The organism is Leucobacter fengyongliangi, assembly GCF_052386045.1.
Window position 1 is genome coordinate 1,201,309 of the sequence record NZ_CM126356.1, and the last position, 23,875, is coordinate 1,225,183.

At 64.2% G+C, this 23,875-nt stretch carries 26 protein-coding genes, 1 tRNA gene and 1 pseudogene; 9 read left to right on the plus strand and 19 right to left on the minus strand.

Translation table 11 applies throughout. The features are described 5' to 3' along the window. Positions 1-158: 158 nt before the first annotated feature. The 3 genes from ACTNFK_RS05610 to ACTNFK_RS05620 all read right to left on the minus strand — a co-directional run bounded on the left by ACTNFK_RS05610 (position 159) and on the right by ACTNFK_RS05620 (position 3,117). Positions 159-1,333 (minus strand): IS3 family transposase gene (locus ACTNFK_RS05610; RefSeq protein WP_435935964.1). Its coding sequence is split into 2 segments (ribosomal slippage): positions 159-1,054 and positions 1,054-1,333, totalling 1,176 coding nucleotides; the frame shifts between segments, so codons are not numbered across the junction. 325 nt (positions 1,334-1,658) lie between these two features. Beyond that, entirely contained in the window at positions 1,659-1,880 is a 222-nt protein-coding gene (locus ACTNFK_RS05615; protein ID WP_062243686.1) for a hypothetical protein, read from the minus strand. A 388-nt stretch (positions 1,881-2,268) separates the two neighbouring features. Beyond that, on the minus strand, positions 2,269-3,117 hold the full coding sequence (locus ACTNFK_RS05620) for an SDR family oxidoreductase (RefSeq protein ID WP_435935963.1): 849 nt from the start codon (positions 3,115-3,117) through the stop codon (positions 2,269-2,271). A 102-nt stretch (positions 3,118-3,219) separates the two neighbouring features. On the opposite strand from ACTNFK_RS05620, the gene ACTNFK_RS05625 reads away from it, so the two are divergent. The 3 genes from ACTNFK_RS05625 (at position 3,220) to ACTNFK_RS05635 (ending at position 5,275) form a co-directional block, all read left to right on the plus strand. After that, complete coding sequence (locus tag ACTNFK_RS05625) at positions 3,220-3,618, plus strand: winged helix-turn-helix transcriptional regulator (protein WP_435935962.1); 399 nt, start codon at positions 3,220-3,222, stop codon at positions 3,616-3,618. A gap of 274 nt (positions 3,619-3,892) precedes the next feature. Then, positions 3,893-4,678, plus strand: a complete 786-nt coding sequence (locus ACTNFK_RS05630; RefSeq protein WP_435935961.1) for an NYN domain-containing protein — start codon at positions 3,893-3,895, stop codon at positions 4,676-4,678. A 132-nt stretch (positions 4,679-4,810) separates the two neighbouring features. Next, positions 4,811-5,275 (plus strand): LexA family protein, encoded by a 465-nt coding sequence (locus ACTNFK_RS05635; RefSeq protein WP_435935960.1) that lies wholly within the window; start codon positions 4,811-4,813, stop codon positions 5,273-5,275. Between the two features lie 30 nt (positions 5,276-5,305). Here the strand turns inward: ACTNFK_RS05635 and ACTNFK_RS05640 are convergent, their stop codons facing one another. Continuing rightward, a complete protein-coding gene (locus ACTNFK_RS05640) occupies positions 5,306-6,004 on the minus strand; it encodes an SOS response-associated peptidase (RefSeq protein ID WP_435935959.1) in 699 nt (232 codons plus the stop codon). A 240-nt stretch (positions 6,005-6,244) separates the two neighbouring features. Here ACTNFK_RS05640 and ACTNFK_RS05645 point away from each other — a divergent pair, with 240 nt between their 5' ends. Together ACTNFK_RS05645 and ACTNFK_RS05650 are read left to right on the plus strand one after the other, a co-directional pair. Continuing rightward, the gene (locus ACTNFK_RS05645) at positions 6,245-6,370 is read left to right on the plus strand and encodes an antitoxin VbhA family protein (protein ID WP_435935958.1); all 126 of its coding nucleotides are present in this window, start codon (positions 6,245-6,247) and stop codon (positions 6,368-6,370) included. Further along, on the plus strand, positions 6,339-6,713 hold the full coding sequence (locus ACTNFK_RS05650) for a DUF5655 domain-containing protein (protein WP_435935957.1): 375 nt from the start codon (positions 6,339-6,341) through the stop codon (positions 6,711-6,713). Before ACTNFK_RS05645 ends, ACTNFK_RS05650 begins: the two co-directional genes overlap by 32 nt. A 257-nt stretch (positions 6,714-6,970) precedes the next feature. Here ACTNFK_RS05650 and ACTNFK_RS05655 read toward each other — a convergent pair whose 3' ends face one another. The 3 genes and pseudogenes from ACTNFK_RS05655 to ACTNFK_RS05665 form a co-directional block, all read right to left on the minus strand. Next, a complete protein-coding gene (locus tag ACTNFK_RS05655) occupies positions 6,971-7,219 on the minus strand; it encodes a rhodanese-like domain-containing protein (protein ID WP_445117211.1) in 249 nt (82 codons plus the stop codon). Positions 7,220-7,282: 63 nt separating this feature from the next. Next, a pseudogene (locus tag ACTNFK_RS05660) lies at positions 7,283-8,671 on the minus strand (MBL fold metallo-hydrolase); the annotation flags it as partial. Between the two features lie 36 nt (positions 8,672-8,707). Further along, entirely contained in the window at positions 8,708-8,893 is a 186-nt protein-coding gene (locus ACTNFK_RS05665) for a DUF8730 family Cys-rich protein (RefSeq protein WP_433646497.1), read from the minus strand. 124 nt (positions 8,894-9,017) lie between these two features. Between ACTNFK_RS05665 and ACTNFK_RS05670 the strand changes: the two genes are divergently transcribed. Continuing rightward, on the plus strand, positions 9,018-9,314 hold the full coding sequence (locus ACTNFK_RS05670; RefSeq protein ID WP_435935956.1) for a metal-sensitive transcriptional regulator: 297 nt from the start codon (positions 9,018-9,020) through the stop codon (positions 9,312-9,314). 150 nt (positions 9,315-9,464) lie between these two features. Here ACTNFK_RS05670 and ACTNFK_RS05675 read toward each other — a convergent pair whose 3' ends face one another. The 4 genes from ACTNFK_RS05675 to ACTNFK_RS05690 all read right to left on the minus strand — a co-directional run bounded on the left by ACTNFK_RS05675 (position 9,465) and on the right by ACTNFK_RS05690 (position 13,610). Beyond that, entirely contained in the window at positions 9,465-11,159 is a 1,695-nt protein-coding gene (locus ACTNFK_RS05675; protein WP_435935955.1) for a thiamine pyrophosphate-binding protein, read from the minus strand. A 5-nt stretch (positions 11,160-11,164) separates the two neighbouring features. Next, on the minus strand, positions 11,165-11,938 hold the full coding sequence (locus ACTNFK_RS05680) for a cyclase family protein (RefSeq protein ID WP_435935954.1): 774 nt from the start codon (positions 11,936-11,938) through the stop codon (positions 11,165-11,167). A gap of 209 nt (positions 11,939-12,147) precedes the next feature. Continuing rightward, positions 12,148-12,774, minus strand: coding sequence for an LON peptidase substrate-binding domain-containing protein (locus tag ACTNFK_RS05685; RefSeq protein WP_435935953.1), 627 nt, complete (start codon positions 12,772-12,774; stop codon positions 12,148-12,150). Positions 12,775-12,815: 41 nt separating this feature from the next. Beyond that, the gene (locus ACTNFK_RS05690) at positions 12,816-13,610 is read right to left on the minus strand and encodes a Pr6Pr family membrane protein (RefSeq protein ID WP_433646492.1); all 795 of its coding nucleotides are present in this window, start codon (positions 13,608-13,610) and stop codon (positions 12,816-12,818) included. A 129-nt stretch (positions 13,611-13,739) separates the two neighbouring features. Between ACTNFK_RS05690 and ACTNFK_RS05695 the strand changes: the two genes are divergently transcribed. Beyond that, positions 13,740-14,162, plus strand: a complete 423-nt coding sequence (locus ACTNFK_RS05695) for a DUF1801 domain-containing protein (protein ID WP_435935952.1) — start codon at positions 13,740-13,742, stop codon at positions 14,160-14,162. 34 nt (positions 14,163-14,196) lie between these two features. On the opposite strand, the gene orn is transcribed toward ACTNFK_RS05695, so the two are convergent. From orn to ACTNFK_RS05720, 5 genes are read right to left on the minus strand one after another with little or no spacing between them, the layout of a single operon-like run. After that, positions 14,197-14,832, minus strand: a complete 636-nt coding sequence (orn, locus tag ACTNFK_RS05700) for an oligoribonuclease (RefSeq protein WP_435935951.1) — start codon at positions 14,830-14,832, stop codon at positions 14,197-14,199. A 31-nt stretch (positions 14,833-14,863) separates the two neighbouring features. Beyond that, entirely contained in the window at positions 14,864-16,435 is a 1,572-nt protein-coding gene (locus tag ACTNFK_RS05705; protein ID WP_435935950.1) for an ATP-binding cassette domain-containing protein, read from the minus strand. Beyond that, entirely contained in the window at positions 16,432-17,289 is an 858-nt protein-coding gene (locus ACTNFK_RS05710; RefSeq protein WP_445117203.1) for an ABC transporter permease, read from the minus strand. The genes ACTNFK_RS05705 and ACTNFK_RS05710 overlap by 4 nt, the downstream gene beginning before the upstream one ends. A gap of 4 nt (positions 17,290-17,293) precedes the next feature. Then, positions 17,294-18,259, minus strand: coding sequence for an ABC transporter permease (locus tag ACTNFK_RS05715; protein ID WP_435935948.1), 966 nt, complete (start codon positions 18,257-18,259; stop codon positions 17,294-17,296). Positions 18,260-18,267: 8 nt separating this feature from the next. After that, positions 18,268-19,920, minus strand: a complete 1,653-nt coding sequence (locus ACTNFK_RS05720) for an ABC transporter substrate-binding protein (RefSeq protein ID WP_435935947.1) — start codon at positions 19,918-19,920, stop codon at positions 18,268-18,270. 58 nt (positions 19,921-19,978) lie between these two features. On the opposite strand from ACTNFK_RS05720, the gene ACTNFK_RS05725 reads away from it, so the two are divergent. Next, positions 19,979-20,548: a TetR/AcrR family transcriptional regulator gene (locus ACTNFK_RS05725; RefSeq protein ID WP_435935946.1), complete on the plus strand. Its 570-nt coding sequence runs from the start codon at positions 19,979-19,981 to the stop codon at positions 20,546-20,548. Between the two features lie 30 nt (positions 20,549-20,578). Next, positions 20,579-21,142 (plus strand): peptide deformylase, encoded by a 564-nt coding sequence (def, locus tag ACTNFK_RS05730; protein WP_433646483.1) that lies wholly within the window; start codon positions 20,579-20,581, stop codon positions 21,140-21,142. On the opposite strand, the gene ACTNFK_RS05735 is transcribed toward def, so the two are convergent. The 3 genes from ACTNFK_RS05735 to ACTNFK_RS05745 all read right to left on the minus strand — a co-directional run bounded on the left by ACTNFK_RS05735 (position 21,139) and on the right by ACTNFK_RS05745 (position 23,866). Beyond that, positions 21,139-22,350 (minus strand): MFS transporter, encoded by a 1,212-nt coding sequence (locus ACTNFK_RS05735; protein ID WP_435935945.1) that lies wholly within the window; start codon positions 22,348-22,350, stop codon positions 21,139-21,141. The genes def and ACTNFK_RS05735 overlap by 4 nt on opposite strands. Before the next feature lie 53 nt (positions 22,351-22,403). Then, positions 22,404-23,468, minus strand: a complete 1,065-nt coding sequence (locus ACTNFK_RS05740) for a zinc-dependent alcohol dehydrogenase family protein (protein ID WP_433646481.1) — start codon at positions 23,466-23,468, stop codon at positions 22,404-22,406. 325 nt (positions 23,469-23,793) lie between these two features. Beyond that, positions 23,794-23,866, minus strand: a tRNA-Arg gene (locus ACTNFK_RS05745). Positions 23,867-23,875 lie beyond the last annotated feature (9 nt).

Here is a 23,875-nt window from a genome sequence, read left to right on the forward strand (position 1 = left end):
AATTACTCTTTCTGCCGCGTGGTTAGGACGCGCGGCAGAAAGAGCCTGGCACGCCTGTTCGGGCCGAAAGGCAGCGCTGCGCAAGAGCAATAATGTGCCATCGGCGGGACGCTGCTCACCCGCAATAACGATGCTGCTCAGAAGACCAAATACTCAGTTCATGCCGCCAGAGCGACGGCATCCATCATTATGGTCTCGAACTCGACCGGTGTCAGCTTCCCGAGCCGGCGCTGCCTCCGCTTGCGGTGATACTTCCCCTCGATCCATGACACGATCGCGAGACGCAGCTCCTGCCTCGTCCGCCAGGGCTGCCGGTCGAGCACGTTCTTCTGCAACAGCGAGAAAAAGCTTTCCATGGCCGCGTTATCGCCACATGCCCCGACTCTTCCCATCGATCCCTGGAGCTCATAGCGCTTCAGCGCCTTCTGGAACTTCCGGCTTCGAAATTGGCTCCCACGATCAGAATGCACGATCACCCCCTTCGGGTAGCCGCGCTGCATCACGGCGTTCTCGAGCGCCCTCACCGCGAGTGACGCCTTCATACGCTTGTCGATCGCATATCCCACGATCCGGTTCGAACACACGTCCTTAAACGCACACATGTAGAGACGTCCTTCACCGGTCCAATGCTCGGTGATGTCCACGAGCCACTTCTCATCCAGCCCGCTCGCAGTGAAATTACGCTGCACCAGATCATCACCCACCGGCGCCCCAGCCCGCCGGTAACGGCGTTTGCGCTTCGCGATCACCGACTGGATACCAGCGACCTTGCATAGCCGCCACACCCGCCGCTCCGACACTTTGTAGCCAAGATCGTGGAGGTCATCGGCGAGGACCCGGTACCCACCCTCGGGGTCATCCTCGTGGAGACCACGCAGCACCTCGATCAGGTGCTGTTCTTCCACCTCACGAGCTGACACTGGTTGTTGCAGCCACTGGTAGTACGCCTGCTCGCTGAACCCCAGAACCCGGCACGCCACCGCGACCGGCACCCGAACCCGGGCACCTGCCGCAGCCATCTCACGGACGAGCGGGAACACTATTTTGGGGGCGTGATATGCACCTGTGACAGATACGCTGCCGCACGGCGCAGCACCTCGTACTCCATCTCGAGCTCACGGATACGCTTCAGCGCGGCCCGCATCTCGCGTTGCTCCTCAGGGTCCTGCGATGGAGTCATCCCGTGAGCCCTGAACCTCGCATCGCGCACCCAGGACTGCAACGCGGTTCTCGAAATCCCCAGATCTTTCACGACCTGCTTGGACGCGATACCTGACTCGACCAGCGCTACCGCATCGCGCTTGAACTCATCGCTGTAGGTGTTCTTCGGCATAGCTGCCATCCTTCCAGCACGACCACCAAAGGTCATGCGGTCAAGGACTCAACCAAAGCTTCAGCAGACCCCACCTATCTGAACTGATTCAGGAACGTACCGAGTCTTTGGAGCCCGTAAAGATTCGACCAATCCCTTCCGAGATCATCGCGTTGGAGACATTGGACAATCTGTACTTTGGTTATCCAGGTATGTACGGCGGCTTCTCGATGTCGATATTCAAGGGTCGATTGCTGGTTGAGAGTTGGAGCCGAGTCGTTGACGGTTCAGGCCAGGCCCATGTCATTACCGAGAGCGGTTGTGTGCTTGTCGAGGAAGGCTTCGTTTAAATTCTCATGGTCGAGGCTTGATCGACGAGTGCACCAGCTGCGACTAAGGAGATGCGAACCTGCTTACGGTCGACACCGAGAGTGCGTGAGATAGCGCGCATTGAGATGCCACCGCCGTGCAGCTTCACTATCTCTGCGGCTTCCTCGATTGTGAGGCCGTGCTGGCGGCGCACGACGTTGCTCCGGGTGAGATGCTTCGAGACGGTTGCACGGTGCACACCATACTTCTGAGCGAGGTATCCGACGCTGAAACCAGTGAGGTAATCGTCGACAAGTCGATCTACTTCTGCGGGGGTGAGAAGGGTTTGAGCTTTTCCAATCCTCCTGACGCAAGGCCCTCGTACGTCGTGAATCGGGGTATTATCGGCCCGCTGCGATACCCGGTATACCCCTCGTTTCCAGCGAGAAATCAACGATTTCAGCTTCGGGGTGGGGTTTGAGAACTTTCTACGCAGGGACCCCAAATGGGAGGGGTTCAAACCCTCGACAAGAGTAACCACTCTTTGTCCGGTTTGAACCTCTCCCTTCTTTTTCGCCTCAGACGCCCAGTTGAGGGCGTTCATCTGCTCCCCGCGAGGAACGCCGACCCGGCAGTGCACGCTACGCCTAGACTGAAAGCGCGTCGGACACAGTGCTCGAAGGGCGACCAATCAGGTCTTGCAAGTCGGTGCTCTCGGAATAGAGCGCCCCTTGCGCGATAATCGGATCCATTTCGGCAAACATCTGGGCTATTGCGGCGGGCAGACCGAACCCCTCAAGGGTTGCCCGGTATTCGTCTACCGTCTGATCAACATAGGTAACCTGCGCCCCGATGACCGCGGCGACTTCGTCCGCAATCCCTTGATACGTGAGCGCGGGAGAACCTGCGAATTCATAGACACGACCGGCCTGATTCTCAGACGTCACAACTACGGCCGCTGCTTCTGCGTAGTCGCGACGGGCTGCACCGGATACCTTGGCGGAGCCAGCTGCACCGAAGAATTTACCGACGGCCCTGCCTGAATCGATCGCCGATGCATAGTTTTCCCAGTACCAGCCGTTGCGCAATAGTGCATGATCGATCCCACTCTGCGCGAGGACTTCCTCTGTCGCAGCATGCTCAGGGGCGAGACCAAGCTCTGACGTGTCGAGGTTCAGGAGGCTCGTGTAGGCAATGAACTCCACTCCGGCCGCCTTCGCCGCGCTGATAATGCTTGTGTGCTGTGCGACCCGCTTGCCGACCTCACTTCCCGATACGAGCACCAAACGATCCACTCCTTCGAGTGCCGCGGCAAGCGCAGCTTCGTCCTCGTACGATGCCACGCCCAACCGAACACCCTTCGTGGCGAGGTTCGCGGCCTTAGCTTCGTCGCGGACGATCGCAACGATGTCGGCCGCCGCAACTTCTCGAGTCAACAGGGACTCGATGACGTGACCGCCGAGGTGACCGGTGGCTCCGGTAACTGCAATGCGCATGAGATGCTTCTTTCAGTAAATGGGATATTCAAACATTGAAGCACTATCTAGAAGTTAGTGCAACCTGGAAGTAAGTACTTATTTTCAGGGTATGCTGTTGGCATGCGACGCTCAGAAGAAACGATTGAGCCCAAGGCGGCCGACGTGTTCTCGAGCGCATGCAGTTCTCGCACCGCATTGCAGCACCTCACGGGACGCTGGGGGGCCCTTATCATCGTTGCCCTGAAGCTCGGCGAGAGGGCGATGCGGTTTGGAGAGATTCGCCGAAGGGTTGACGGAATCAGCGAACGGATGCTCTCACAAACACTCGGACAGCTCGAACGTGACGGCATGGTCGCTCGCACAGTGCACAGCAGCATTCCACCTAATGTCGACTACGCGTTGACACCGCTGGGCGTGAAGCTCGCCGATCCACTCTCGGAAGTGGTCAGCACGATCGAGGCGGAATTGCCGCGGATCCTCGATGCCCAGCGAAGTCACGATGCAGTGCAGTCATTCTAAGTTCTTGACGATTCTTAACTTCCTGACACCAAGCCATCATTCACTGCGGGCGCTCGTTGGCGAAGTTGTTGCGACACCCACGGAACAGCAGTCGATCGAGAGCTCCGCCGAACGGACGCATCTCAGCGTCCGACACCTAGGCCGTCTGTTCCAACGGTGGCCTCTTGAATGCAAGGTATTGGTTCAGGAACGCCCATGGGGGCAAGCGTACGGGGTTGACGCAATGCTCTGTCGTTTTGTAGGACGCCAGCTGGCTATGGTGCAAGATTGCATTATGACTCAGTCGTCCTCACGCATTGCCGTTCTCATCGATTCTGACAACGTCAGTGCGTCACATGTTTCCCACGTGCTCGCGGAGCTGGCGAGATACGGGACGACGTCAGTTCGGCGCATGTATGGAGACTGGACCTCTGATCGTTTGCGTGGCTGGAAAGAAGCGGCGAATGAGCACTCGATCCAGCCGATCCAGCAGTTCTCATACACAACGGGCAAGAATTCAACTGACAGTGCCCTCATCATCGATGCGATGGATCTGCTGCACCAGAATCATCTGGACGGCTTCGCCATCGTCTCGTCCGACAGCGACTTCACCCGGCTCGCGGCGAGACTGCGTGAATCGGGCGCCCAGGTTTATGGGTTCGGCGAACGAAAGACCCCGCCACCGTTTGTCAACGCGTGTGACACCTTCACGTATTTTGACGTTCTGCAGGTTGATGAGGTTGTACCCGAAAAAGAGACCAGCACGAAGCCAACACCGGGCAGCGCTGCCGACGAAAACCCCGCGGCAGCTCGGCCGACATCAAAGCAGTTACGACAAGATACTCGGCTCATGAATCTCGTGCGAGCCGGAATCGTTGCTGGGGCCGACGATGATGGCTGGGCCCATTTGGGTGAAGTCGGCTCGACCGTGCGGAAGCAATCCCCGGATTTTGACTCACGCAACTGGGGGTTCTCGAAACTCGGTGACTTGCTTGAAGCGATCGGCCTGTTTGAACTGAAGCGGGTGGTGGGGCCCTCAGGCGGAACAAACCTGCAGGTACGCATTCCAATGAAGAAGTAGCTGCCTACACAACTGGGCCTTGTTGCGTCTGGGAGTTCCGAATAACTGACCTACCTCGCCGAAGCAGGTCTGACGACTGCCACTATGGAGGCCATTGCGGGGGCTGCCTCGGTGGCCGCTACAATCGTACATATGTTCGATACGGTGCGAGAAGTGGGCTCGGTGCGTGCGGTCGAACCGGTGCGGCTCGAAACCATCGAGGATGCGGTGCTTCCCGAGGCAGGCGAAGCGGTCTATGCGGGCTTCCCTTCGCCCGCCCAGGATTATTGGTCTGGGGATATCGATCTGGGTGAGCACCTGATTCGGGATCGCACATCGACGTTCATCGTGCGGGCGGTGGGCAGCTCGATGGAGCGCGCCGGCATCTACGACGGTGACCGTCTGATCGTCGATCGGAGCATCACCCCACAGAACGGGCATATCGTGATCGCGATTCTCGACGGCGAGCTCACCGTGAAGCGCCTGCGCAGCGACCGGGGGAGGATCTCACTGTGCGCGGAGAATCCCGCCTTCCCCGATATCACCATCGCAGAACTCTCCGACCTCACCATCTGGGGTGTGGTCACCTGGGTGCTGCATCGCGCCAGCCGAGTGTGACTCGATTCTGCAGGCTCAGCAGCGGGGCACTTATTCTGTGACTGCCTGGATCAGTTCGGGCCCGTCGCCTCGCAGCGGTGCGACCGGGTATTCAAACAGATCATTTGCGAGCGGCACCGCGGCCGCCGACACGGCTTGTACGAGGGCGTGGTCGCCGGTGATGTCTGGGTCGATCCACTCGTTCACGAACTCGTCGGCAAGGAACACTGGCATACGGTCGTGCAGCGGCTGCATGACCCCGGCCGAGTCGCGGGTCAGGATCGTGGCGGTGAGGTGCCACCCGTGATCATCGTCGGCACTTGGCTCGTGCCACCACGACATCAGCCCTGCGAGGGTCAGGAGTTTCTCTGGGCCGAAGATGGCGTGCGGAACGCGTGCGTTTTTCGGGCCGGTCCACTCGTAGAAGCCTGAGACCGGGATCGCGCAGCGGCGGTTCTGCACTGCCGCCTTAAACGACGGCTTATCGGCGGCGGTCTCGGAGCGGGCGTTGAAAGTGGGAAACTTCGTCTTCAGCTCCTTCGACCACACGGGCACGAGCGACCAGTACGCCGTCTCGAACTTCTTCTCACCGGTCTTGTGGTCGGTGTACGCGACGGGGATCTGTTGGGTGGGTTTCACGTTCCATGAGGATGCGGCGCCCGCGGGCGCCCCGGTGATCCACGCGGCGAGCTCGGTGTCTGTTGCCGCGGGGTTCATTTCCTCGTAATCAACGATGACTCGACCGCACATAGTCTGCAGCGTAACAGGGGGAGCGGAAGCCCCGGGGGATCACTTCTGATCGCTGTCGGGGGTGCGTTACGCGCGGGCTGGGTCACATTGACGGGGCTTCAAGGGCGTGATTGGGAATGGAACCGGTAAACTCGGGGCTCCGGCCGTGAAAGGAGCAAGCCGATGTCATTGAGGACGACTGCAGATGCTCTGCGCGACGAGCGTGAGCTCCAGGTTGCCGAAGCCATCCATAGCGGTTAAATGGAAGGCTTGCACACGACTGAAGCCACGAAGGCTGATGCTGGTAAGTATGTAGCCGGTGAGATCGATCTTGCCGATTTTGAGGATAGAATTCGTGCCCGCTACGGAATCGTCACGAAGCACTGAAGATCTCTTCGCGGGGTTCACCGAAGGTCTTGCCATCTGTCGTGCGGCCCAGGAGGCCGTTTCCACGGTCGGTGAAGCGTCGACGACAGTGACAAAGAGTCAAGTCGCTTTTCGGCGTCGAAGAGGTTTCGCGTACGTCTGGCGTCCTGGGCAGTACTTCGACAGTGACATCCCGGCCGTGCTCTCCATCGCGTTGCCGCGCGAGGTGGCGTCCACTCGCTTCAAGGAAGTCGCTCACCCGTCGACACATGTGTGGATGCACCGTATTGAGCTCCATAAGGCCAGCGAGTTGGACGACCAAGTTCTCGGATGGCTTGCGGAGGCCTACGCAAGCGCGAGCTGACCGCAGCAGTGTCGGACGCGCGTCGATGCCCACGACTACACCCTGGATTGCGAAGAGCATTGAGAACTCGCTGAGCGGGACCCGTTCATTCAGCTCGGGCGGTTGATCAAGCTCTCGATGGAGATATTCCTGCTCGCGCGCATGCACGACTAGGCATGCCGAGAGGGTCAGCCCGGGAACTGGCTGACCCTCTCAGCGTCGACGTTGAAGACATCGGCCGGGCTGCACGGCCGAGTCGATCTCAGCAGCCTCGCGGTCTATCTCACAACCGCAATCTGTGTCGCCTGAGCCGCTTCTTCGAGCGATCCGAGGTTGGTGAGGTTGGTGAATTCAGCTTGCTCCATGAGGGCGACCGCCTGACCGGAGCGGTTGCCCGAACGGCAGTAGAGGAGGTACTCGGCGTTCGGGTCGAGGGTCGGGATCGCAGCCGCGACTTCTCCGCCGTTGAAGTCGAGCTGCTGTGCCCCGTCGAGGTGGCCTGCGGCGAATTCCTCTGCCGTACGCACGTCGAGGATGATCGTGTCTCTACTGACCTCAGTCTTGCTTGCGGCGCTCGGCCCTGACGCGCGTGCTGCCCAGGCGGCGTAGCTGCCGTCGAGTTCGACGATGTCGTACCCGGCGCGTCGCAGCGCGCTCGCCGCGACGCTGTTTCGCACCCCGCTCTGGCAATAGGTCACGATTGCGCCGGCTTCGGGGTCGGGCAGTTGATCCAGATGCCACATCACCCGGCCACCCGACAGTTGCACCGCACCGGGCACGTGACCCTCTGCGTATTCGGTCTTGTTACGCACATCGAGAAGCATGACACTTTCGAAACTCTCGAGCTCTTCCGGCTGTATCAGCTTCGGGGTGACCAGGTCGAGACCGTCGAGCGTGGTGATGAACCCGCGCGCGGAATCGATGCCCACGCGCACGAGGTGATCGCGGAACTCTTCGGCCTCCTCGCGCGACGCAGCGAGGAGCACGAGAGGCCTGTGCTCCACATCCGGGTTCACAACCCACGCCCCATAGCTTGCGGCCTTCGCCACGCCGGGGATATTCAGCGATCTGTCGACCGTTCCCTTGTGAACCTGCGTGTTGTGGCGGGTGTCGACGAAGATCACGCTGTCGTCTGCGAGTGCCTTCCGCAGGTCTTCGGCGCTGTACTCGACGAGCTCGGGCACGTCACCGATCACGGCGGGGCCGACCTTGTTTTGCAACTTCATGCGCCCGAAGTAGGCGTGCGCGTCAGGCTGTCCGTTCAGGAGCTCATCGACGAAGCCCTGCTCATCATTGTTCTTCAGATACTTGCCCCACCACGAGAAGTTGCGCTCGTACCCCACCGTAGACGCGGCGATCGCGCCGAGCGCCTTGCCGCACGCGGATCCCGAACCGTGCGCGGGCAGTACCTGCACGTAGTCGGGCAGCGTGAGGAAGCGATCGCGCAGGCTCGCGAAGAGATCCTTTGCACCCGCGAAACGGGTATCGACGAACCCAGCGGCTTCGTCGAGGAGGTCTGGGCGGCCGAGATCGCCGACGAATACGAAGTCACCGGTCAGCATGAAGCCCGGCTCTGGCGACTGTGCGCCGTCGGTGATGAGAAATGACATGTGCTCGGGCGTGTGGCCGGGGGTGTGTACCGCCTCGACCGTGATGTTGCCGAGGTGGATCTGATGCCCGTGCTGCATGCGCACGGCGGTGTCGAACGCGTCGGAGTAGGTCCAGTCGGGCCCGCCCTCATCAGAGACATACATCTGCGCACCGACCTTCGCGGCGAGCTCGCGCGTGCCCGAGAGGTAGTCGGCGTGGATGTGGGTTTCGGTGACGGCCACGATCTTCATGCCGTTCTTCGTGGCAAGGTCAAGATACACGTCGAGGTCGCGGCGGGGGTCGACAACAATAGCCTCGCCCTTCGCCTGGCAACCGATGAAGTAGCTCGCCTGTGCGAGGTCTTCGTCATAGATGCGCTCAAGCAGCATGATCAGTTCCTTCGTGCGTGGGTGTGGGTGAGTGGGTTAGCGGCCGAAGAGCCGCGAGAAGAACCCGCCACGCTCAGCATTGGCTGCATCGATTTGCGCTTGGGTGTGTTTCCCGTTGCACCACTGCGATGCCGGCACAGACTTCTTCACCATCGCGACGTGCTGACCGCACCCCGCCCAGGTGGTCTTTCCGCAGGTCTTGCAGGTGACGGCTCTACACATGTGATCTCCTTCGCTGGCCCCGCGTCCGAGTTTCGAATACATCGGGGGGTATCTATTTCGATAGATTCAATATACCCTAGGGGGTATTCTTGTTGTCAAGTCCCTGAGCAAAGGAAGTTCGGAAATGTCGGATGCGAAGCCCCGCATTGATGCCTCGGCCGAGACTCGGAGCGTGGCGAATCGGAAGATCATTAATCGGCTGCGTCGCGCACACGGACAACTTGCTGCGGTCATTGCTTCGGTGGATCAGGAAGCTCCGTGTCGCGATACTGTGCAGCAGCTTGCGGCCGTCTCGAAAGCGCTCGACAGGGCGGGTTTCTTGCTGATTTCGAGCGCCCTCACCGAGTGCCTGAACCATCCGGAATCGCCAGGCGGAAACGACCCGAAAGAACTCGAAAAGCTGTTCCTCACGCTGGCCTAAGCAGCGCGGTCAGTGGCTGCATTGCCTCTTGATCCGGTGTGAATCTCGCCCTATTTCTTCGCCGCGGTCGCCCGGTTCAAGGCGTTCGCCTGTGGCTCATTTCTGCAAGGCGTGCCACAGGGTTGCTCATACGCAGCCCCAGCGCGGGGCCTAGTGACCCCGGAACGCCTCCGCCAGCCACCAGGCGCCGCCATCGGACGCGATCCGCGCGTCGAGCACGAGCGGGCGCTGCGGCCCCGAGTCGAGCCAGTCGCGCACGGCGGCGAGATCCGCGACGCGCTGCACCGTCACGCCGTCCGCGCCGAAACCGCGGGCGATGCTGGCGATATCCACCCGGGGAAAGGTGACGGTGTCAAGCGGCGGTCGCTGAGTCGCGGGGTCGTTGCCAGCGCCGAAGTGATGCACCTCTGCGCCGTACGCGTCGTCGTTGTACACCACGACGAGCAGCGGGAGCCCCAGTCGCACCGCGGTCTCGAGCTCCGCAATGCCCATCAGAAAGCCACCGTCACCGGCCCCCAGCACCGGCAGTCGTCCCGGCTGCGCGAGCGCCGCCCCGATTGCGGTGGCGAGCCCGAGGCCGATGGCTTGAAACGCCTGCGTGAAGCAGAACCCGCGCTCGTCGGGCACGTCGAGGTAGGCGGACGGATAGCCCATGAAGTTGCCCGAGTCCACCGACACGATGCGTTCGCTCGGCAAGAGCGCATCAAGTTCGCGGGTCAGCACGCGGGGGTCAATGGTGCTCGCATCGCTGAGATCCGGTGGATCGAGCGGCACGTTGCTCCACCGCGCCGCTGCGGCGATCCGCGCCGCGACCTCGGGGGTGCGGTAGCGCGGAGCGGGGGAGTGCCCCAAACTGATCAGCGCCGCACACGCCGCCGCTGCGGTCGCGGCGCTGTCACCGAGCACCCCCAGATTGATGGGTCGGTGTGCGCCCAGGGCGGCGGGGTCAACATCCACCTGCACCACCCGGGTGTCGGAACCGATGAGGCGCCCGTGGCGCATGGTCCACATGTTGAGGGCGCAACCGAAACTGACGATCAGATCGGCCTGCGAGATCAATTCGGCGGTCAGCGGCGAGGAGAACCCGCCCGAGATGCCGAGGTCGAACTCGTCGCCGGCGAACAGGCCCTTCGCCACAGCCGAGGTGGCGAGCAACGCCCCGCTGGCTGCGGCGAGCGCGCGCAGCGCGGGCCCGGCCTCGCGAGCGCCGCGCCCCGCGATGATCACCGGCCGCGCAGAAGCCGCGAGCATCGCCACAAGCTGGGTGAGTGCCGCGTCATTGGCGCGTGGCAGGAGTGGAGCCGACGGTGGTGCGAGGGTGTCGAGCGCGTGCCACGCATCTGCTGGAGCGGGCTGCGCCTGTACATCGAGCGGCAGTTGCAGCACGATGGTGCGGCGTTCGTCACGGGCCGTTCGGAACGCTCGCACCACATCGGCGAGCGCGCTTTCCGCGGAATGCACGCGATGCGAGTCGGCCAGCACCGATCGTGTGAAACCAGGCTGGTCCATCGCGAAGTTTGACAGCACCGATGCGGCCGAAGCCTCGGCTGCGAGCACGATCATCGGGGTGCGACTTTTCGCAGCCTCGCCGATGCCGGTGGCTGCATTCGTGAGCCCGCACCCCTGGTGCACCGACACCAGGGCCACCTCACCAGACATGCGCGCGTAAGCATCGGCCATCGTGGCGGCGCCGCCCTCGTGCCGGGCAGCGGTAAAGGTCACCCCCGCGGCCTGCAGAGCGTTCGTGACGGCGAAGTTGCCGGACCCGACGACCCCGAAGCAGCGCCGAGCGCCGAGGCTCGAGAGCGCTCGCGCGACGAGATCGGCAACGGTGTGGGAAAGCACCCTGGTCACGCTTCGACGAGGGCGTACACGCGCGCAGGGCTGCCGGTGCCACCCACGATTGGCAGCGGTGCGACGATGATCGCTGCTCCCCGCGGGGGCAGCTGCGTCAGGTTCTGCAGTGAGGTCACGCCGTACTTGTCGGCACCCAGCAGGTGATAGTGCACCGGGAAAGGCGGATCAAATTCGCCCGCCCGCCCTGCATCGATGCCGACTGTCTCCACGCCAACGCCAGAGATTTCAGACCGCGTGGCGAGCCACCTGGCGCACTCGGCGGAGATGCCGGGGGTGTGTGATCCGCTGTCGTCGGCATTGAGAAACGCTTCCTGTGAGTCGGCGTATGCGTCCCAGCCCGTGCGCAGCAGCAGCCAGGTGCCCGGTGCGAAGGTGCCGTGTTGTGCTTCCCACGCCTGCACATGGTGGATCTCGAGCAGGAAATCGTTGTCGGCAGCGGACTCGGCCGAGAAGTCGAGCACCGCAGCCGGGCCAAAGAGCCGAGCGGTAGGAATCTCTGATACGTCGTGGCCGTCACGCCCGCTAATCCAGTGGATCGGTGCGTCGAGGTGCGTGCCAATGTGCTCGCCGGTGTGAATGTTTGCATGCTTCCAGAACGGCCCTGGCTCGTTGTACTCGCTGACGGTTTCAAGCGAGAAGTTGATGAGGTTCGCGAACGGTGCCGGCAGGCGCAGGGTCGGGGTGGACGCCTGCAATTGGTTCGTGAGATCGATGACACGCAACGATCCGGAGGTGAGGGCGGTCAGCAGGTCGGAAAGCACGGGCAATGGTCCTCCTCGATGAGGCGCACACCTTGCGGTACGCGTGTGACGGTAGCGAACCCAACCAGGTTATCGCTCGCAGGTATCGAACAAGCGATTGTGGATTTTTGACGTGAAGTCTCCCCGGCCAGTCACATGCACGAGCATATGCTCTGGGTAGCGTCGCACCTCAAAGTCACCAAAGTCGCGAAGCACTCGTTAAGGCAACTGTTCGGTCATGAGGCGTCTCCGCGTTCGAGCTCGTCGAGAAAGTGGTTCCCGCCTGCGCAGACCGCGAGCGTCCGTTCAATGAGATCTTCGAGGGTCTCAGACGCGAGCAGAGTGTGCAGCTCCGAAGATTGCACGGGCAGCATACCGGCAAGCTGCCAGACGCTGGCGACCGGCTCCTCAGACACTTCGGTGTCGACCCCCCAGAGCAATTCACCGTAGGTGCTGGCCCGAGAGAGGAGACCTCGCACCTCGAGCTCGAGCTTCAACCTGTGACTGTCGAGGCGCTCTTCCCACGCAAAGTCTGGCAGGAATTCAACCTCTGCTCTTGGATATGGTTCAGGTTCCAGCCACTGCGTGACGACGTAGCGTCGGGTTCCGGTCCCGGTGATGCCCATGAAGTCGTCGGTCATGCCGAAGTCGTCTATCTGGGCAACGGTCCCCACCGTGAGCACTTCTGGAGCCTCACCGGGTTCGACGTTTTGCCCAAAGAACGGGATGCCGAATATTGGCTTTTCGGCGGTCATCAGCTCACCCATGAGGTTGAGATAGCGGGGTTCAAACACACGCAGTTCAACCGGCATGTATGGCATGAGTACTGAACCAACAGGGAACTGGGGAAGCACGACCGCCATGCGATACTCCTTTGGGTGAGTTCTGGGTGGGCAGCGTGCGCTTAGGGAGTGGCGCGCTGACGGGTGTCTTGGCCCGGGAGGTGCGCTCCAACTTCGGCGGAATGTTCGGTGCCGGTGGCGGGGGACCCTGCGCCTCTGCGCCGCGAGATCCACACTGACCCCGCGGCGAGAAGGGCAAGCGCGAGGGCGATGCCGACGACGTATGCGGCGACACCAGCGTATCCGCCGGCCACTCGGTGCGGGTCGAGAAAGCCGTAGGGGTACCACCACGGGTTGCCGGTCACGGGGTCGGTGATGAGCTCACCGCGCACAAGCGTGTACACAGCCCAGAGCACGGGGTAAATGAGCGCGAGTGCGGCATCGCTCCACTTGAATGGTGCGCGCCCGATGTGCAAGATCAGATCGAGCGCGAACACGATTGGTGCGACCACGTGCTTGATATCGCTCGCCCAGGTGAGGGTGTCAGGATCGGGCACACCATCGTTGCGCAGCAGGAGGTTGAAAACAATCCCGGTAATGACTACGGCGGCACCGATGCACAGAAACAGCACCGACATCCATCGGGGTTCGACGGTTCCTGTGCGCCCCTTCGATACCAGCCAGACACCACCGATGGCGAGCACGATTGCGCCGGCGGCCGTCGACAGCACAGTGAAGTAGCTCAGGTGATTTGCGAGCGCCGTCGGGAGGTGTTGCCCCGCCCCGAGCGCGTACTCTGTGGTCGCGATAATCTGCATCACGATTGCCGCGAAGAGCGCTGCTGCGGTGGCGAGTCGAACAATTCCCCAGAATGTGCGGAGGCGGGGGTTCGGCTGCAAGAGCGAAGGCGAGGTCATGAGCGAAAAATAGCAGAGAGCCGTGCCCCTGGATCCTGGACACGCTGTCGGGTGATGTGTTGCCCGCCTGGTTACATCCGCCTCAGAACTGACCTCGCTGGGGCGGTCCTGATCCGCCAGAATACATACATGGCTGAGATTAAGACGCAGGCGACCGACGCGAACGTGCAGGAGTTCTTGGAGGCTGCGGAACCTGCTAGGCGGCGCGCCGACGGGCTAACGCTCGCAGAGATCTTTCACGAGGTTACGGGGGAGGAGCCCGTGATGTGGGGCCCGTCCATTGTCGGGTACGGCAGCTACCATTACGTGTCGCCCGCGAATCCACGCACCCAAGGTGAGTGGCCGAAGACCGGGTTTTCGCCGCGTAAGGCGAAGCTTTCGATCTACGGGCTCAAGGATCTTCCGGCAGGAGCAAAGCTTCTGCCCCAACTCGGAAAGTACACGGAGGGCGCGGGCTGCGTCTACGTCAACAAGCTCGACGACATCAACCTTGAGGTGCTGCGTCGGCTCATTACCATTGCATACTCGCGCACCGACGACTCATCCGAGTGATGCTCGCCGCGATTGCGTTTATGTAATCAGCGGATCAGGATTCGCCGTCGACCAGCGCAGCGTACTTTACGCGCGCCGCGGCCGCGATCTGCTCGGCCTCGGGCTTCTTGGGGCCCGGGCCCGAGATGAGCACGGCCTGCCGAAAGTAGGCGAGTTCCTGGATCGACTCCGCGATATCGGCGAGCGCGCGGTGGCCGCCCCGCTTCTCGGGTGTCGCGAAAAACGCCGCCGGGTACCACTGACGCGACAGTTCCTTGATGGTCGAGACGTCAATGCTGCGGTAGTGCAGTCGCTCGTCAAAGGTTGGCATGTACTTCGAAATGAAGCGGCGATCCATGCCGATCGTGTTGCCAGCAACGATGGGGCGTCGGCCCGGGGTGACGTGCGCAGACAAGTAATCGGTGACCAGCTTCTCGGCCTCGGCCACCGTCACACCCGCTTCAATGCGGGGCAGAAGACCCGACTTCTCGTGCATATTTCGCACGAAGTCTCCCATGTTCTCCATCGCCTCGGGCCCAGGGTTAATGACGAGCTCGAAGCCAGGGTGCAGTGGCTCGAGCTCGAAATCGGTGACGATGACCGCAATCTCGCAGAGTCCATCGAGATCCACGTCGAGCCCCGTCATCTCGCAGTCGATCCAAACGATCTGTTCGGCGGGGGTGTGTGACACGTGGGCTCCTTCGTGAGTGGGCTGATCTAGTCTAGCCGCGGGCGATTTCTCCGTTCTCCAGCCGCAGCACCCGGTCGCTCATATGGTGGATCACGTCGACATCGTGCGAAACAAACAGGAATGAGGTTCCGCGCCGCGCTTGCACGTCGTCGAGCAGATCGAGGACCCGGGCCTGCACGGTGACATCGAGGGCGGAGACCGGCTCGTCGAGGAGGAGGACTTCGGGGTCCCGCGCGAGGGCGCGCGCGATCGAGAGCCGCTGACGCTGCCCGCCGGACAGGCTCTGCGTGGGCCGCCGCAAGAGTTCAGTCTCGAGGCCCACCTCGGTGGCGAGCGCCGCCGATTGCGCGGTTCTCGACGCGCGTGGGATGCCAGCGGCGCGCAGGGCATCGGCGAGGATATGACCCCCGGTCGCGCCCCGCGGGAAGGAATCCAGCGGGTCTTGCGGAACGAACGCCAGTCGTTTCCGCAACTGCAGGCGCGCGCGCGCCGAGAGCGTGGAGCGATCCACACTGTCGATGCGCACGGTGCCCGCATCGGGGCGCTGCAGCCCGAGCGCGACGCGCAGCAGCGTGGTCTTGCCCGATCCACTCTCGCCAACAAGCCCGACGGTTTCTCCTGCCCCGAGTTCGAGCGATACGCCACGCAAGACCTGGTGCGTGCCAAACGACACCGAAATGTCGGCAAGCTCGAGCCGTGGGGCACATGTGGCCCGGGGTGACGCGATCGGGGCGACAGGCGCTGAGGCGGGAAGATCCTGGGAATCGTCGGGCGAATCGGACGCGCCGGTCAACCGCATCCCGCGAGGCTTGCCCGCGGGAGAGGACTCGAGCAACTCCCGGGTGAACGGGTGCGCCGGGTGCGTCAGCACGCGGGCCGGGTCGCCCGCCTCGATGATGCGCCCGTGACGCATCACCAGCACCCGGTCGGCCACGCCGCGCACGCTCGCAAGGTCGTGTGTGATGAGGAGCACCCCGCACCCCTGGTCGACGCGCTGCCGCAACCGAGAGAGCACGTTGCCGCGGTGACCGGCATCGAGGGCCGTGGTGGGCTCGTCCGCGACGATGAATTCCGGGTCTGCGATGAGCGCCGTGGCGACGAGCGCGCGTTGGCGAAGCCCGCCGCTCAGCTCGTCAGAGCGCTGCCGGAGATGACGAGCGGGTTCCGGCATGCCCGCGGCGTTCAGGGCCGCGAGCACGCGGTGCCGGCGCTCCGCGCCAGTCGCGAGGCCGTGCAGGCGCAGCGCATCGCCCACCTCGTGTTCCACGCGGCGCAGCGGATCGAGCGCAGCGAGGGCGTCTTGCGGTATCAGCGAACCGTGCGCACCGCGAATGGCATCCCATCGCCGGTGGCCGGGCTCCGGTGCGGCCCCGAAGGTGCCGCCGGGGGCGATGATCTCGAGCGAAGTGTGCGTGGCGATCGCCGCGCGAGGGAGCAGGCCGAGTAGCGCGCGTGCGGTGAGGGACTTGCCCGATCCACTCTCGCCCACGAGCGCCACGCACTCGCCAGCGTGTACCACCAGACTCACGTCGTCGACCGCGGCGCGCGGCTGACCCGGAAAGCGGACGGTCAGTGACTCCACCCGCGCGAGTACCGCGCTCATGCGAACCGCCGCTCACGTTCGAAAGCTCGACCGATCACGGTCGTCGCGATGCCGACAGCGAGGATCATCGCGCCGGGGAAGAACGTGATCCACCAGGCCTTCGTGAGGTAGGGCCGGCCGGAGTTGAGCATCGCACCCCACTCGGGGGCCGGGGGCGGCGACCCGAGCCCGAGAAAGCCGAGCGCCGCGGCGAGCACGACCGCGTGCCCCACCCCCAGGGTGGCGAGGACCAGCACGGGGCGCATCGCCTCGGGAAGCACGAGAGTCGCCCAGACGCGAGCCCCGCGGTCTCCCTGGAGTCGGGCGGCCTCGACCGGGCCGGATCCCAGCGCCTGACGTACGCCGCCGCGCACCATCCGCGCGTAGCCGGGCGCGGTCGAGATGGCGACCGCGACCACGATCGACGCGGTGCCCGGACCCCAGACGGTGATGAGCAGCAGGGCGAGCAGCAGGCCGGGGAACGCGAACAGCGCCTCGATGACGCGGTCGGCGACGAACCTCAGTGGGGCGAGCACCCTCCCGCGGCTGCCTCCCGCGAGGGCCCCCAGGGCGATGCCGGCTCCGAGACCGAGCAGGGTGGCCGCGGCTCCGATGACGAGCGAGTCGCGCGCGCCGAAGATGACGCGGCTGAGCACATCCCGGCCCGAATCGTCGGTTCCAAAGGGGTGGGCGAGCGAGGGCGGGGCGAAGGCATCTGCCGGGTTCACCGCGAGCGGGGGGAAGGGCGCCAGGACTGCGGGCGCGAGCGCACACGCGACGAGCACCCCGAGGGTGGCGAGGGCGATCCACTCGCCGGCACTCAACCCGCTGCGCCGCGCGAATGTGCTGCGCCGGAACCCGTCGCGCAGTGCCACCCCCCTACGCACGCGCCACCGCCTGCGCGAGCCTGGACTCGGTGCGCGGATCCACGCGAGAGATGACAAGATCGGTGATGAGCGCGACCACCACGTAGGCGCACGCAGAGAACAGCACCACACCGAGCACCACCGGCACGTCGCGGCCGAGCACTGCGGTCACCAGGGTGCGGCCGAGCCCGGGCCTAGCGAAAATCACTTCAATAACCGCCGCACCCCCGAGCAGCGAGCCGAGAGCCCAGGCCGTGAGATTCAGGCCCGGCACCAGGCCGTGGCGCACCACGTGACGCACCCTGATGCCGAGCTCGGTCTCGCCACGCGCGCGGGCGCTCTCGATGAAGGGCGCGGAGCGGGCGGCATCCACCCCGGCTCGGCACACCTGGGCAAGGAATCCGGCGGTGGGAATCGCCAGGGCCAGTGCGGGCAACACGATACCCGAGAACCCGCCGGTGCTGACGGGAGGAAACCATCCGAGCACGCTCGCGAAGACGAGCACCAGCAGACTCGCCAGCCAGAAATTTGGCATCGCGGCTGCGGTGAGGTCGAGGGCCGACGCGACCGCGCGGGCGCGGCGCGAGTGCCCGCTCGCCATCACCACGCTCACCAGGGCGAGCGCCCAGGCGAGCAGCAGCGCGGTGAGGGTGAGCAGCAGAGTCGGCCCGATTGCGCCCCCGAGCACCTCGGAAACGGGGATCCGCTGCGCGTACGACACCCCCAGATCACCGCGCAGCAGTCTCCACATGAAGTCGACGTACTGGGTGAGGACCGGGCGATCGAGGCCAAATTCGGCTCGGGCCGCCTCGAGTGCCGCGGCGCTCGCCTGGCTGCCCGGGCCGCCGAGAGCGGCCTCCGCGGGGTCGCCTGGGATGAACTGCAGGGCGACGAAGGCGAGGGTGGCGACGGTCACGAGCACGGCGAGCGCGCCGCCCACGCGTGCCGCTGCCCGCCACCACCATCCCTCGCCGGTCATCGCTCAGGTCATCCGGCGATGACGGACCCGAGCCACGGGGTATTGACCGTCGGCAGTGCCCGGAATTCGGTCAGATCGGCTCGGTACAGGAAGTGGTTCTGCTGATCGTAGATCGGCAGAATGATCGATGCGTTCGCGATCCACTCCTGCGCAGCGCGCGCGGCCGCTTCCCGCTCCTCCACGTCCATCGAGGTGCCGATGGTGTCGAGCAGCGCGTCGAGCTCGGGGTCTTTCACCTGCGCGTTGTTGGCGAAATAGCCGCTCGGCGCGGGTACCGTGGCATCGCTGTGATAGAGGAAGCGCAGCACGTCGGGGCCGATCTTCGTGTAGGGGGCACTCACCATCTCGTACTCGTAGGCACCGAGCGCGCCGTACCAGCTCGAGAGGTCGAGCAGCGTGATCTGAATGTCGAAACCCACCTCGCGGGCGCCCGCCTGGATCTGTTCGAAGAGCGCCTGCTCGGCCTGCGTCGACTGTGCGCCGGTCACCGGGAAGCGGGCGGTGAGTCGTTGCCCGTCCTTCGTCCGAATTCCGTCGTCGTCTCGCTCGGTCCAGCCCGCTTCGTCGAGCAGGGCATTCGCGAGCTCGGGGTCGAAGACGTAGGCTTCCGGGCTCTGCAGTGCGAGCCGCTCGCGGCTCGAGAGCGCACTGGTGGATCGCGGTGCCCACCCCTCGAACAGCGTCTCGAGGCCCGCGTCGACGTTGGCAGAGGCGATGAACGCCTCACGCACGCGCTGATCGTTGAACGGAACCGTGCTCGTGTTTAGCTCGATCCGGTTGCTGGCGCCCGGGCGGGGCGCATCGAGGTGCGCGAGGTCTTCCGAGTTCTCCGCGACGGTGATCTGCTCGGGCAGGGGGTTGTCGATGATGTCAACCTGACCAGCCTCAAGGGCCGCGAACCGCGCCGTCGCATCCGGGATGAAGCGCCACTTCAGCGTCTCGGCGGCCGCTGCGTCGGGTGCGTCGATCCCGTCGGGGGAGGTGGTGTACTCGGGATTGCGCACGAGTTCGATGCGATCCTGTTTCACCCAGTCGTCGATGACGAAGGGCCCCGACCCGATCGGTGCGAGGCAGTTTTCGTCCATGCCACGAGCGATGCCGGCGGGCGATTGCATCGCCACCCACGGCTGCGCGAGCGACTCGAGCAGCGCCGCGTCGGGTCGGGTGAGTGTGAAGCGCACCACATCGGCAGCGACGACCTCGACGGCCGCCACCTGGCGCACGGCGAGATAGCCGGTGGAGGATCCCGTGTCGGGGTCTTGCAGGTGCTCGATGTTGGCCTGCACCGCGGCAGCGTCGACGGGGGTGCCGTCGCTGAAGGTCGCACCGTCACGCAGCGTGAACTCCCAGGTCAGTCCGTCGTCGCTGACCGTCCATGAGCTCGCCAGCCACGGCACGATGGTGCCCTCGGCGTCGAGCGCCACGAGCGATTCGAGCACCTGCGTGGCGAGCAGGGCCTGCGGGAAATTGCCGCCGACGTGGGGGTCGAGGCAGCTCGGTTCGCCGTCTCCGGTCGCGTAGACGAGGTTGGTGCGGGCCTCGCCTGGTTCCGGCGTGCTTCCGCCCGCGGAACAGGCCGCGAGCGGCAACACGAGGGCGACCGCGGTGAGGCCGGTCGCCCAGGCGGTTTTTTTCGGTGTGTGCGCTGGTGTATGTTTCACAACCGCTAAGCCTATATTATTAGACGCGATCTATTAAATGCGGCCAGGAGTAATTCGCATGTCTCAGTCACGGGGTCGACCCAGAAAGGCCTCTGCGGAGATGCTGCAGGAGGCGGCGTTCGAGCTGTTCCAGGTGCAGGGGTACCGCGGCACCAGTGTCGAGCAGATCGCGCGAACCGCAGGCTTTAGCCGGGCGACCTTCTTCAACTTCTTCTCATCAAAGTCCGAGCTCTACTGGCTCGATACCGACGTGCTGCTCGCCAGCCTCGGCAAGCACCTGGAGGGTCAGCTCAGCGCGGGGGATTCTGTGCCGCTGCGAGCGGCCATGCTGAGTTACGCGGAATCGATCAGTAGCGCCAACATTCCCTGGGCGCTGCAGAACTTCCGGTTGCTCGAATCGGCAGACGACCTGATCGCCGGAGGGGCCGGGCGTGTGCTGGCACTCAACCGATTGCTCGAGTCGTACCTGCAGCGAAGCGCGCCGGAATCTGACTCGGTCGAACGAAGCGCCAACGCTGCGGTCACCACGGCACTGCTCATCACGGCGCTTCGCGGGTGGATTGGCGCCGGGGTGAGCCGGGGCAGCTTTCGCGCGCAGCTTGAGCACATTTTGTCGGTTGGCACGTGAGCGGTCTGCGTGACCCGTAGGCTTGTCGGCATGGCTGTTCTTCCCATTGTGATCTGCGGTGAACCCGTGTTACATCGACCGGCGGCTCCCGTGACCCAGTTCGATGACGAGCTGCGCACCCTCGTCGCCGACATGTTCGACACGACGGTCGCGGCACCCGGAGTGGGACTCGCCGCCCCGCAGGTCGGTATCGGCAAGCGCGTCTTCGTGTGGATCTATGACGACCAAGACGAGGGCCCCTCGCGTGGTGTCGCCATCAATCCTGAACTGTGGATCTCGCCACCCGAGCCGGGCCTCCCGGATGAAGACGAGGTCGAGGGATGCCTGTCCTTCCCCGGTGAACGGTTCGCCCTGCGACGCTCGGAGCGCGCGCTGCTTCGCGCGCTCGACATCGATGGCGCGCCCTACGAGCTCGAGGTCAGCGGCTGGTTTGCACGCATCATGCAGCACGAATTCGATCATCTCGACGGTCTGCTCTACGTGGATCGGCTCGTGCACCCCGAAAACCGTGCGGCGCAGAAGGCCGAGCGGAAGAACGGCTGGGGGAAGCCTGGGCTGAGTTGGATGCCCGGAGTGGATCACCCGGAGGATTAATCCCGCGGTCGCCGCTGCTGAGTATCGGGAACCGCGACCCACGCCAGTGTCACCGCGGCGAGGAGGGCGGCCGTGACGCCGAACCCCCAGCCGAACCCCGCGAGATCCACAATCGCACCCACCGCGAGTGGACCGAGCACACCCCCGAGATCGGCCATCATCGAGTAGGCCGCCACGACCTTGCCTCCTGAACGCTGCCCCAGGATGTCGGCGAGCGCCGCCTGCTGACCGGGGTTCACGAGTGCCGAGCCCATTCCCGCCACGAACATGCAGGCGAGGGCGGCCCACAACGCGGGGGACGCCGGGAACACGAGGTAGGAGATGGCGAGGACCGCCAACCCCGTCACGAGCATGGGCTTGCGCCCCACGGTGTCGGTCCACCGCCCCGCGGGAAAAATGAGGAGTGCGTTGCCCGCAGCGTAGGCGGCAAGCACCCATGCCGCGTCGCTGGGTGCGCCCTGGAATGAGAGTGCCACAAAGAGGGGCACGATCGAGATGCGCACTCCGAATGAGGTCCATCCGAAGATCAGCACCGAACTGAGGAGCACGCGGTACTGCGAGATTTTCCAGGCCTCACGGAGCCCCATCGATTCGCGGGAAGCACCATCACCACCACCGGGAGAGGCGAGGGCCGAGCGGCGAAGCGCCGACCAGACCACGATTGCGGCGAGCACCAAAGTGAGGAAGTAGAAGATGAAGGGTGCGCGCAGACCGAACCCCGCCACGAGCGCCCCAAACACCGGCCCGAGCAACATGCCGCTCAAAAATCCTGCCGCGTTCAGGCTGGCCACACGACCGCGTGCATCGGGCGGGCTCACCTTCACCAGCAAAGCCGTCGCCGCAACCGTGAACATGGCCGACCCGATGCCCCCAGCTCCGCGCAGCAGCAGAAGTTGGGGGTAGGTCATCGCCAGGGCGCAGGCGCCGGTTGAGACCGCCACAATGAGCAGCCCGACCGTGTAGGTGCGTCGCTCGCCGAAGCGGGAGACGAGCCACCCGGCGAGCGGTGCCGACACCAGCCGCATGAGCGCAAATGCGCTGACGATCGCGCTCGCCGCCAGGTTCGACACACCAAACTCGAGGGCGTACTGCGGAATCGCCGGGGCGACGACGCCGTAGCCGAGCGCAACCGTGAACCCGCCCGCCACGAGCGCCCACACCTCGAAGGGCAGCTTGGCGCGCGGGGGGCGCGCGGGGCGAGGAGACATCGACTCAATTCTACTGTCGGGGGTGGGCCCCGGTTGTCTCCCCGGGCTCCGGGCTACGGGTGCAGCAATACCTTGATGGCGCGGCGCTCGTCCATGGCGCGGTACGCCTCGGCGGCCTCCGCCAGTGGCAGCTCAAGGTCGAACACACGTCCGGGTTGGATCGATCCGTCGAGCACCTCAGGAAGGAGCTCCTCGATATAGTTGCGCACCGGGGCGATGCCACCTCGCACGCCGACGTTGCTGCCAAACAGGGTGTCGATCGGTAGCTCTGCACCGCCAGCTGGCACGCCGACGAAGCCGACCTGGCCGCCGGGCCTGGCCGAGCGGAGCGCCGTGTCCATCGATTCCTGGGTGCCGACGCACTCAAGCACGCAGTCTGGTCCGATTCCGCCGAACATGTTTTTCAGAAGGGCGATGCCCTCATCGCCGCGCTCTGGCACCACATCTGTGGCTCCGAATTCCCTCGCGAGTGCCTGCCGGTCGGCGTGCCGCGACATCGCGACGATCCGCGTTGCCCCCAGGCGCTTCGCGGCGATGATCGCGCAGAGCCCGACCGCTCCGTCACCGATGACCGCGACAGTGGATCCAGGCTTCACCCCGGCGGAAACCGCCGCGTGATGCCCCGTTCCCATGACATCAGACAGGCTCAGCAGAGCCGGAATCATGTTTTCGGTGGGCTGCCCGGGAACCACGACGAGGGTGCCATCGGCGAGCGGAACCCGCACGCGCTCGCTCTGCGCGGCATTCGCGTAACCAAAGTCGCGGACCTTGGAGCCCCAGAATCCGCCGTTCAGGCAGTGGCTAGAGAACCCATTGATGCAGTTCAGGCAGGTGCCATCGCAGACGTAGAACGGGGCGATGACGAAGTCTCCAACTCGCACCTGCGAAACGGCAGAGCCGACCTCCTCGACAATCCCGACGAACTCGTGACCAATCGGCCGCGGCTTGGGTGTCGGCTTCACTCCGCGGTACCCCCACAAGTCGGAACCGCACACGCAGGCAGCCACGACTCTCACGATCGCATCGCGGCCGGCGGCCTCGGGGCGGTTATCGAGCGCAGGATCAACCACATCTTCGACGCGAATATCTCGTTCACCGTGGAGGAAGACTTGGCGCATGGGAAGATCCTTTTCGCTGAGTGGGGAAGAACGTGACAGGTGCACTGCCCTGACTGGATTCTAGGTGCCCCGCCCCTCGCTTCGCTCCGTGGGCTGCCGCCGTGGGCGGCACGGGGCCCTGAATGCGCAGAGCGGTGCTCTGCGCTTGAATCAGTGCCCCGCCCCTCGCTTCGCTCCGTGGGCAATCGCTGTGGCGATTGGGGTCACTCGGTCGAACGCGATATTTTCTTTGTGAGTGCCCCACCCCTCGCTTCGCTCCGTGGGCTGCCGCCGTGGGCGGCACGGGGCCCTGAATGCGCAGAGCGGTGCTCTGCGCTTGAATCAGTGCCCCCGGCAGGATTCGAACCTGCGACCAAGAGATTAGAAGGCTCCTGCTCTATCCCCTGAGCTACGGAGGCGACCGAAAT

What these genes read in the sequence shown, in the direction of transcription:
- ACTNFK_RS05670 (WP_435935956.1), top strand. Translation starts at nt 9,018, where the DNA reads ATGTCGGATGCGAAGCCCCGCATTGATGCCTCGGCCGAGACTCGGAGC.
- ACTNFK_RS05665 (WP_433646497.1), bottom strand. Translation starts at nt 8,893, where the DNA reads ATGTGTAGAGCCGTCACCTGCAAGACCTGCGGAAAGACCACCTGGGCG.
- ACTNFK_RS05725 (WP_435935946.1), top strand. Translation starts at nt 19,979, where the DNA reads ATGTCTCAGTCACGGGGTCGACCCAGAAAGGCCTCTGCGGAGATGCTG.
- ACTNFK_RS05690 (WP_433646492.1), bottom strand. Translation starts at nt 13,610, where the DNA reads ATGACCTCGCCTTCGCTCTTGCAGCCGAACCCCCGCCTCCGCACATTC.
- ACTNFK_RS05640 (WP_435935959.1), bottom strand. Translation starts at nt 6,004, where the DNA reads ATGTGCGGTCGAGTCATCGTTGATTACGAGGAAATGAACCCCGCGGCA.
- ACTNFK_RS05635 (WP_435935960.1), top strand. Translation starts at nt 4,811, where the DNA reads ATGTTCGATACGGTGCGAGAAGTGGGCTCGGTGCGTGCGGTCGAACCG.
- ACTNFK_RS05630 (WP_435935961.1), top strand. Translation starts at nt 3,893, where the DNA reads ATGACTCAGTCGTCCTCACGCATTGCCGTTCTCATCGATTCTGACAAC.
- ACTNFK_RS05695 (WP_435935952.1), top strand. Translation starts at nt 13,740, where the DNA reads ATGGCTGAGATTAAGACGCAGGCGACCGACGCGAACGTGCAGGAGTTC.
- ACTNFK_RS05715 (WP_435935948.1), bottom strand. Translation starts at nt 18,259, where the DNA reads ATGACCGGCGAGGGATGGTGGTGGCGGGCAGCGGCACGCGTGGGCGGC.
- def (WP_433646483.1), top strand. Translation starts at nt 20,579, where the DNA reads ATGGCTGTTCTTCCCATTGTGATCTGCGGTGAACCCGTGTTACATCGA.
- ACTNFK_RS05620 (WP_435935963.1), bottom strand. Translation starts at nt 3,117, where the DNA reads ATGCGCATTGCAGTTACCGGAGCCACCGGTCACCTCGGCGGTCACGTC.
- ACTNFK_RS05685 (WP_435935953.1), bottom strand. Translation starts at nt 12,774, where the DNA reads ATGGCGGTCGTGCTTCCCCAGTTCCCTGTTGGTTCAGTACTCATGCCA.
- ACTNFK_RS05740 (WP_433646481.1), bottom strand. Translation starts at nt 23,468, where the DNA reads ATGCGCCAAGTCTTCCTCCACGGTGAACGAGATATTCGCGTCGAAGAT.
- ACTNFK_RS05645 (WP_435935958.1), top strand. Translation starts at nt 6,245, where the DNA reads ATGGAAGGCTTGCACACGACTGAAGCCACGAAGGCTGATGCTGGTAAG.
- ACTNFK_RS05705 (WP_435935950.1), bottom strand. Translation starts at nt 16,435, where the DNA reads ATGAGCGCGGTACTCGCGCGGGTGGAGTCACTGACCGTCCGCTTTCCG.
- ACTNFK_RS05735 (WP_435935945.1), bottom strand. Translation starts at nt 22,350, where the DNA reads ATGTCTCCTCGCCCCGCGCGCCCCCCGCGCGCCAAGCTGCCCTTCGAG.
- ACTNFK_RS05625 (WP_435935962.1), top strand. Translation starts at nt 3,220, where the DNA reads ATGCGACGCTCAGAAGAAACGATTGAGCCCAAGGCGGCCGACGTGTTC.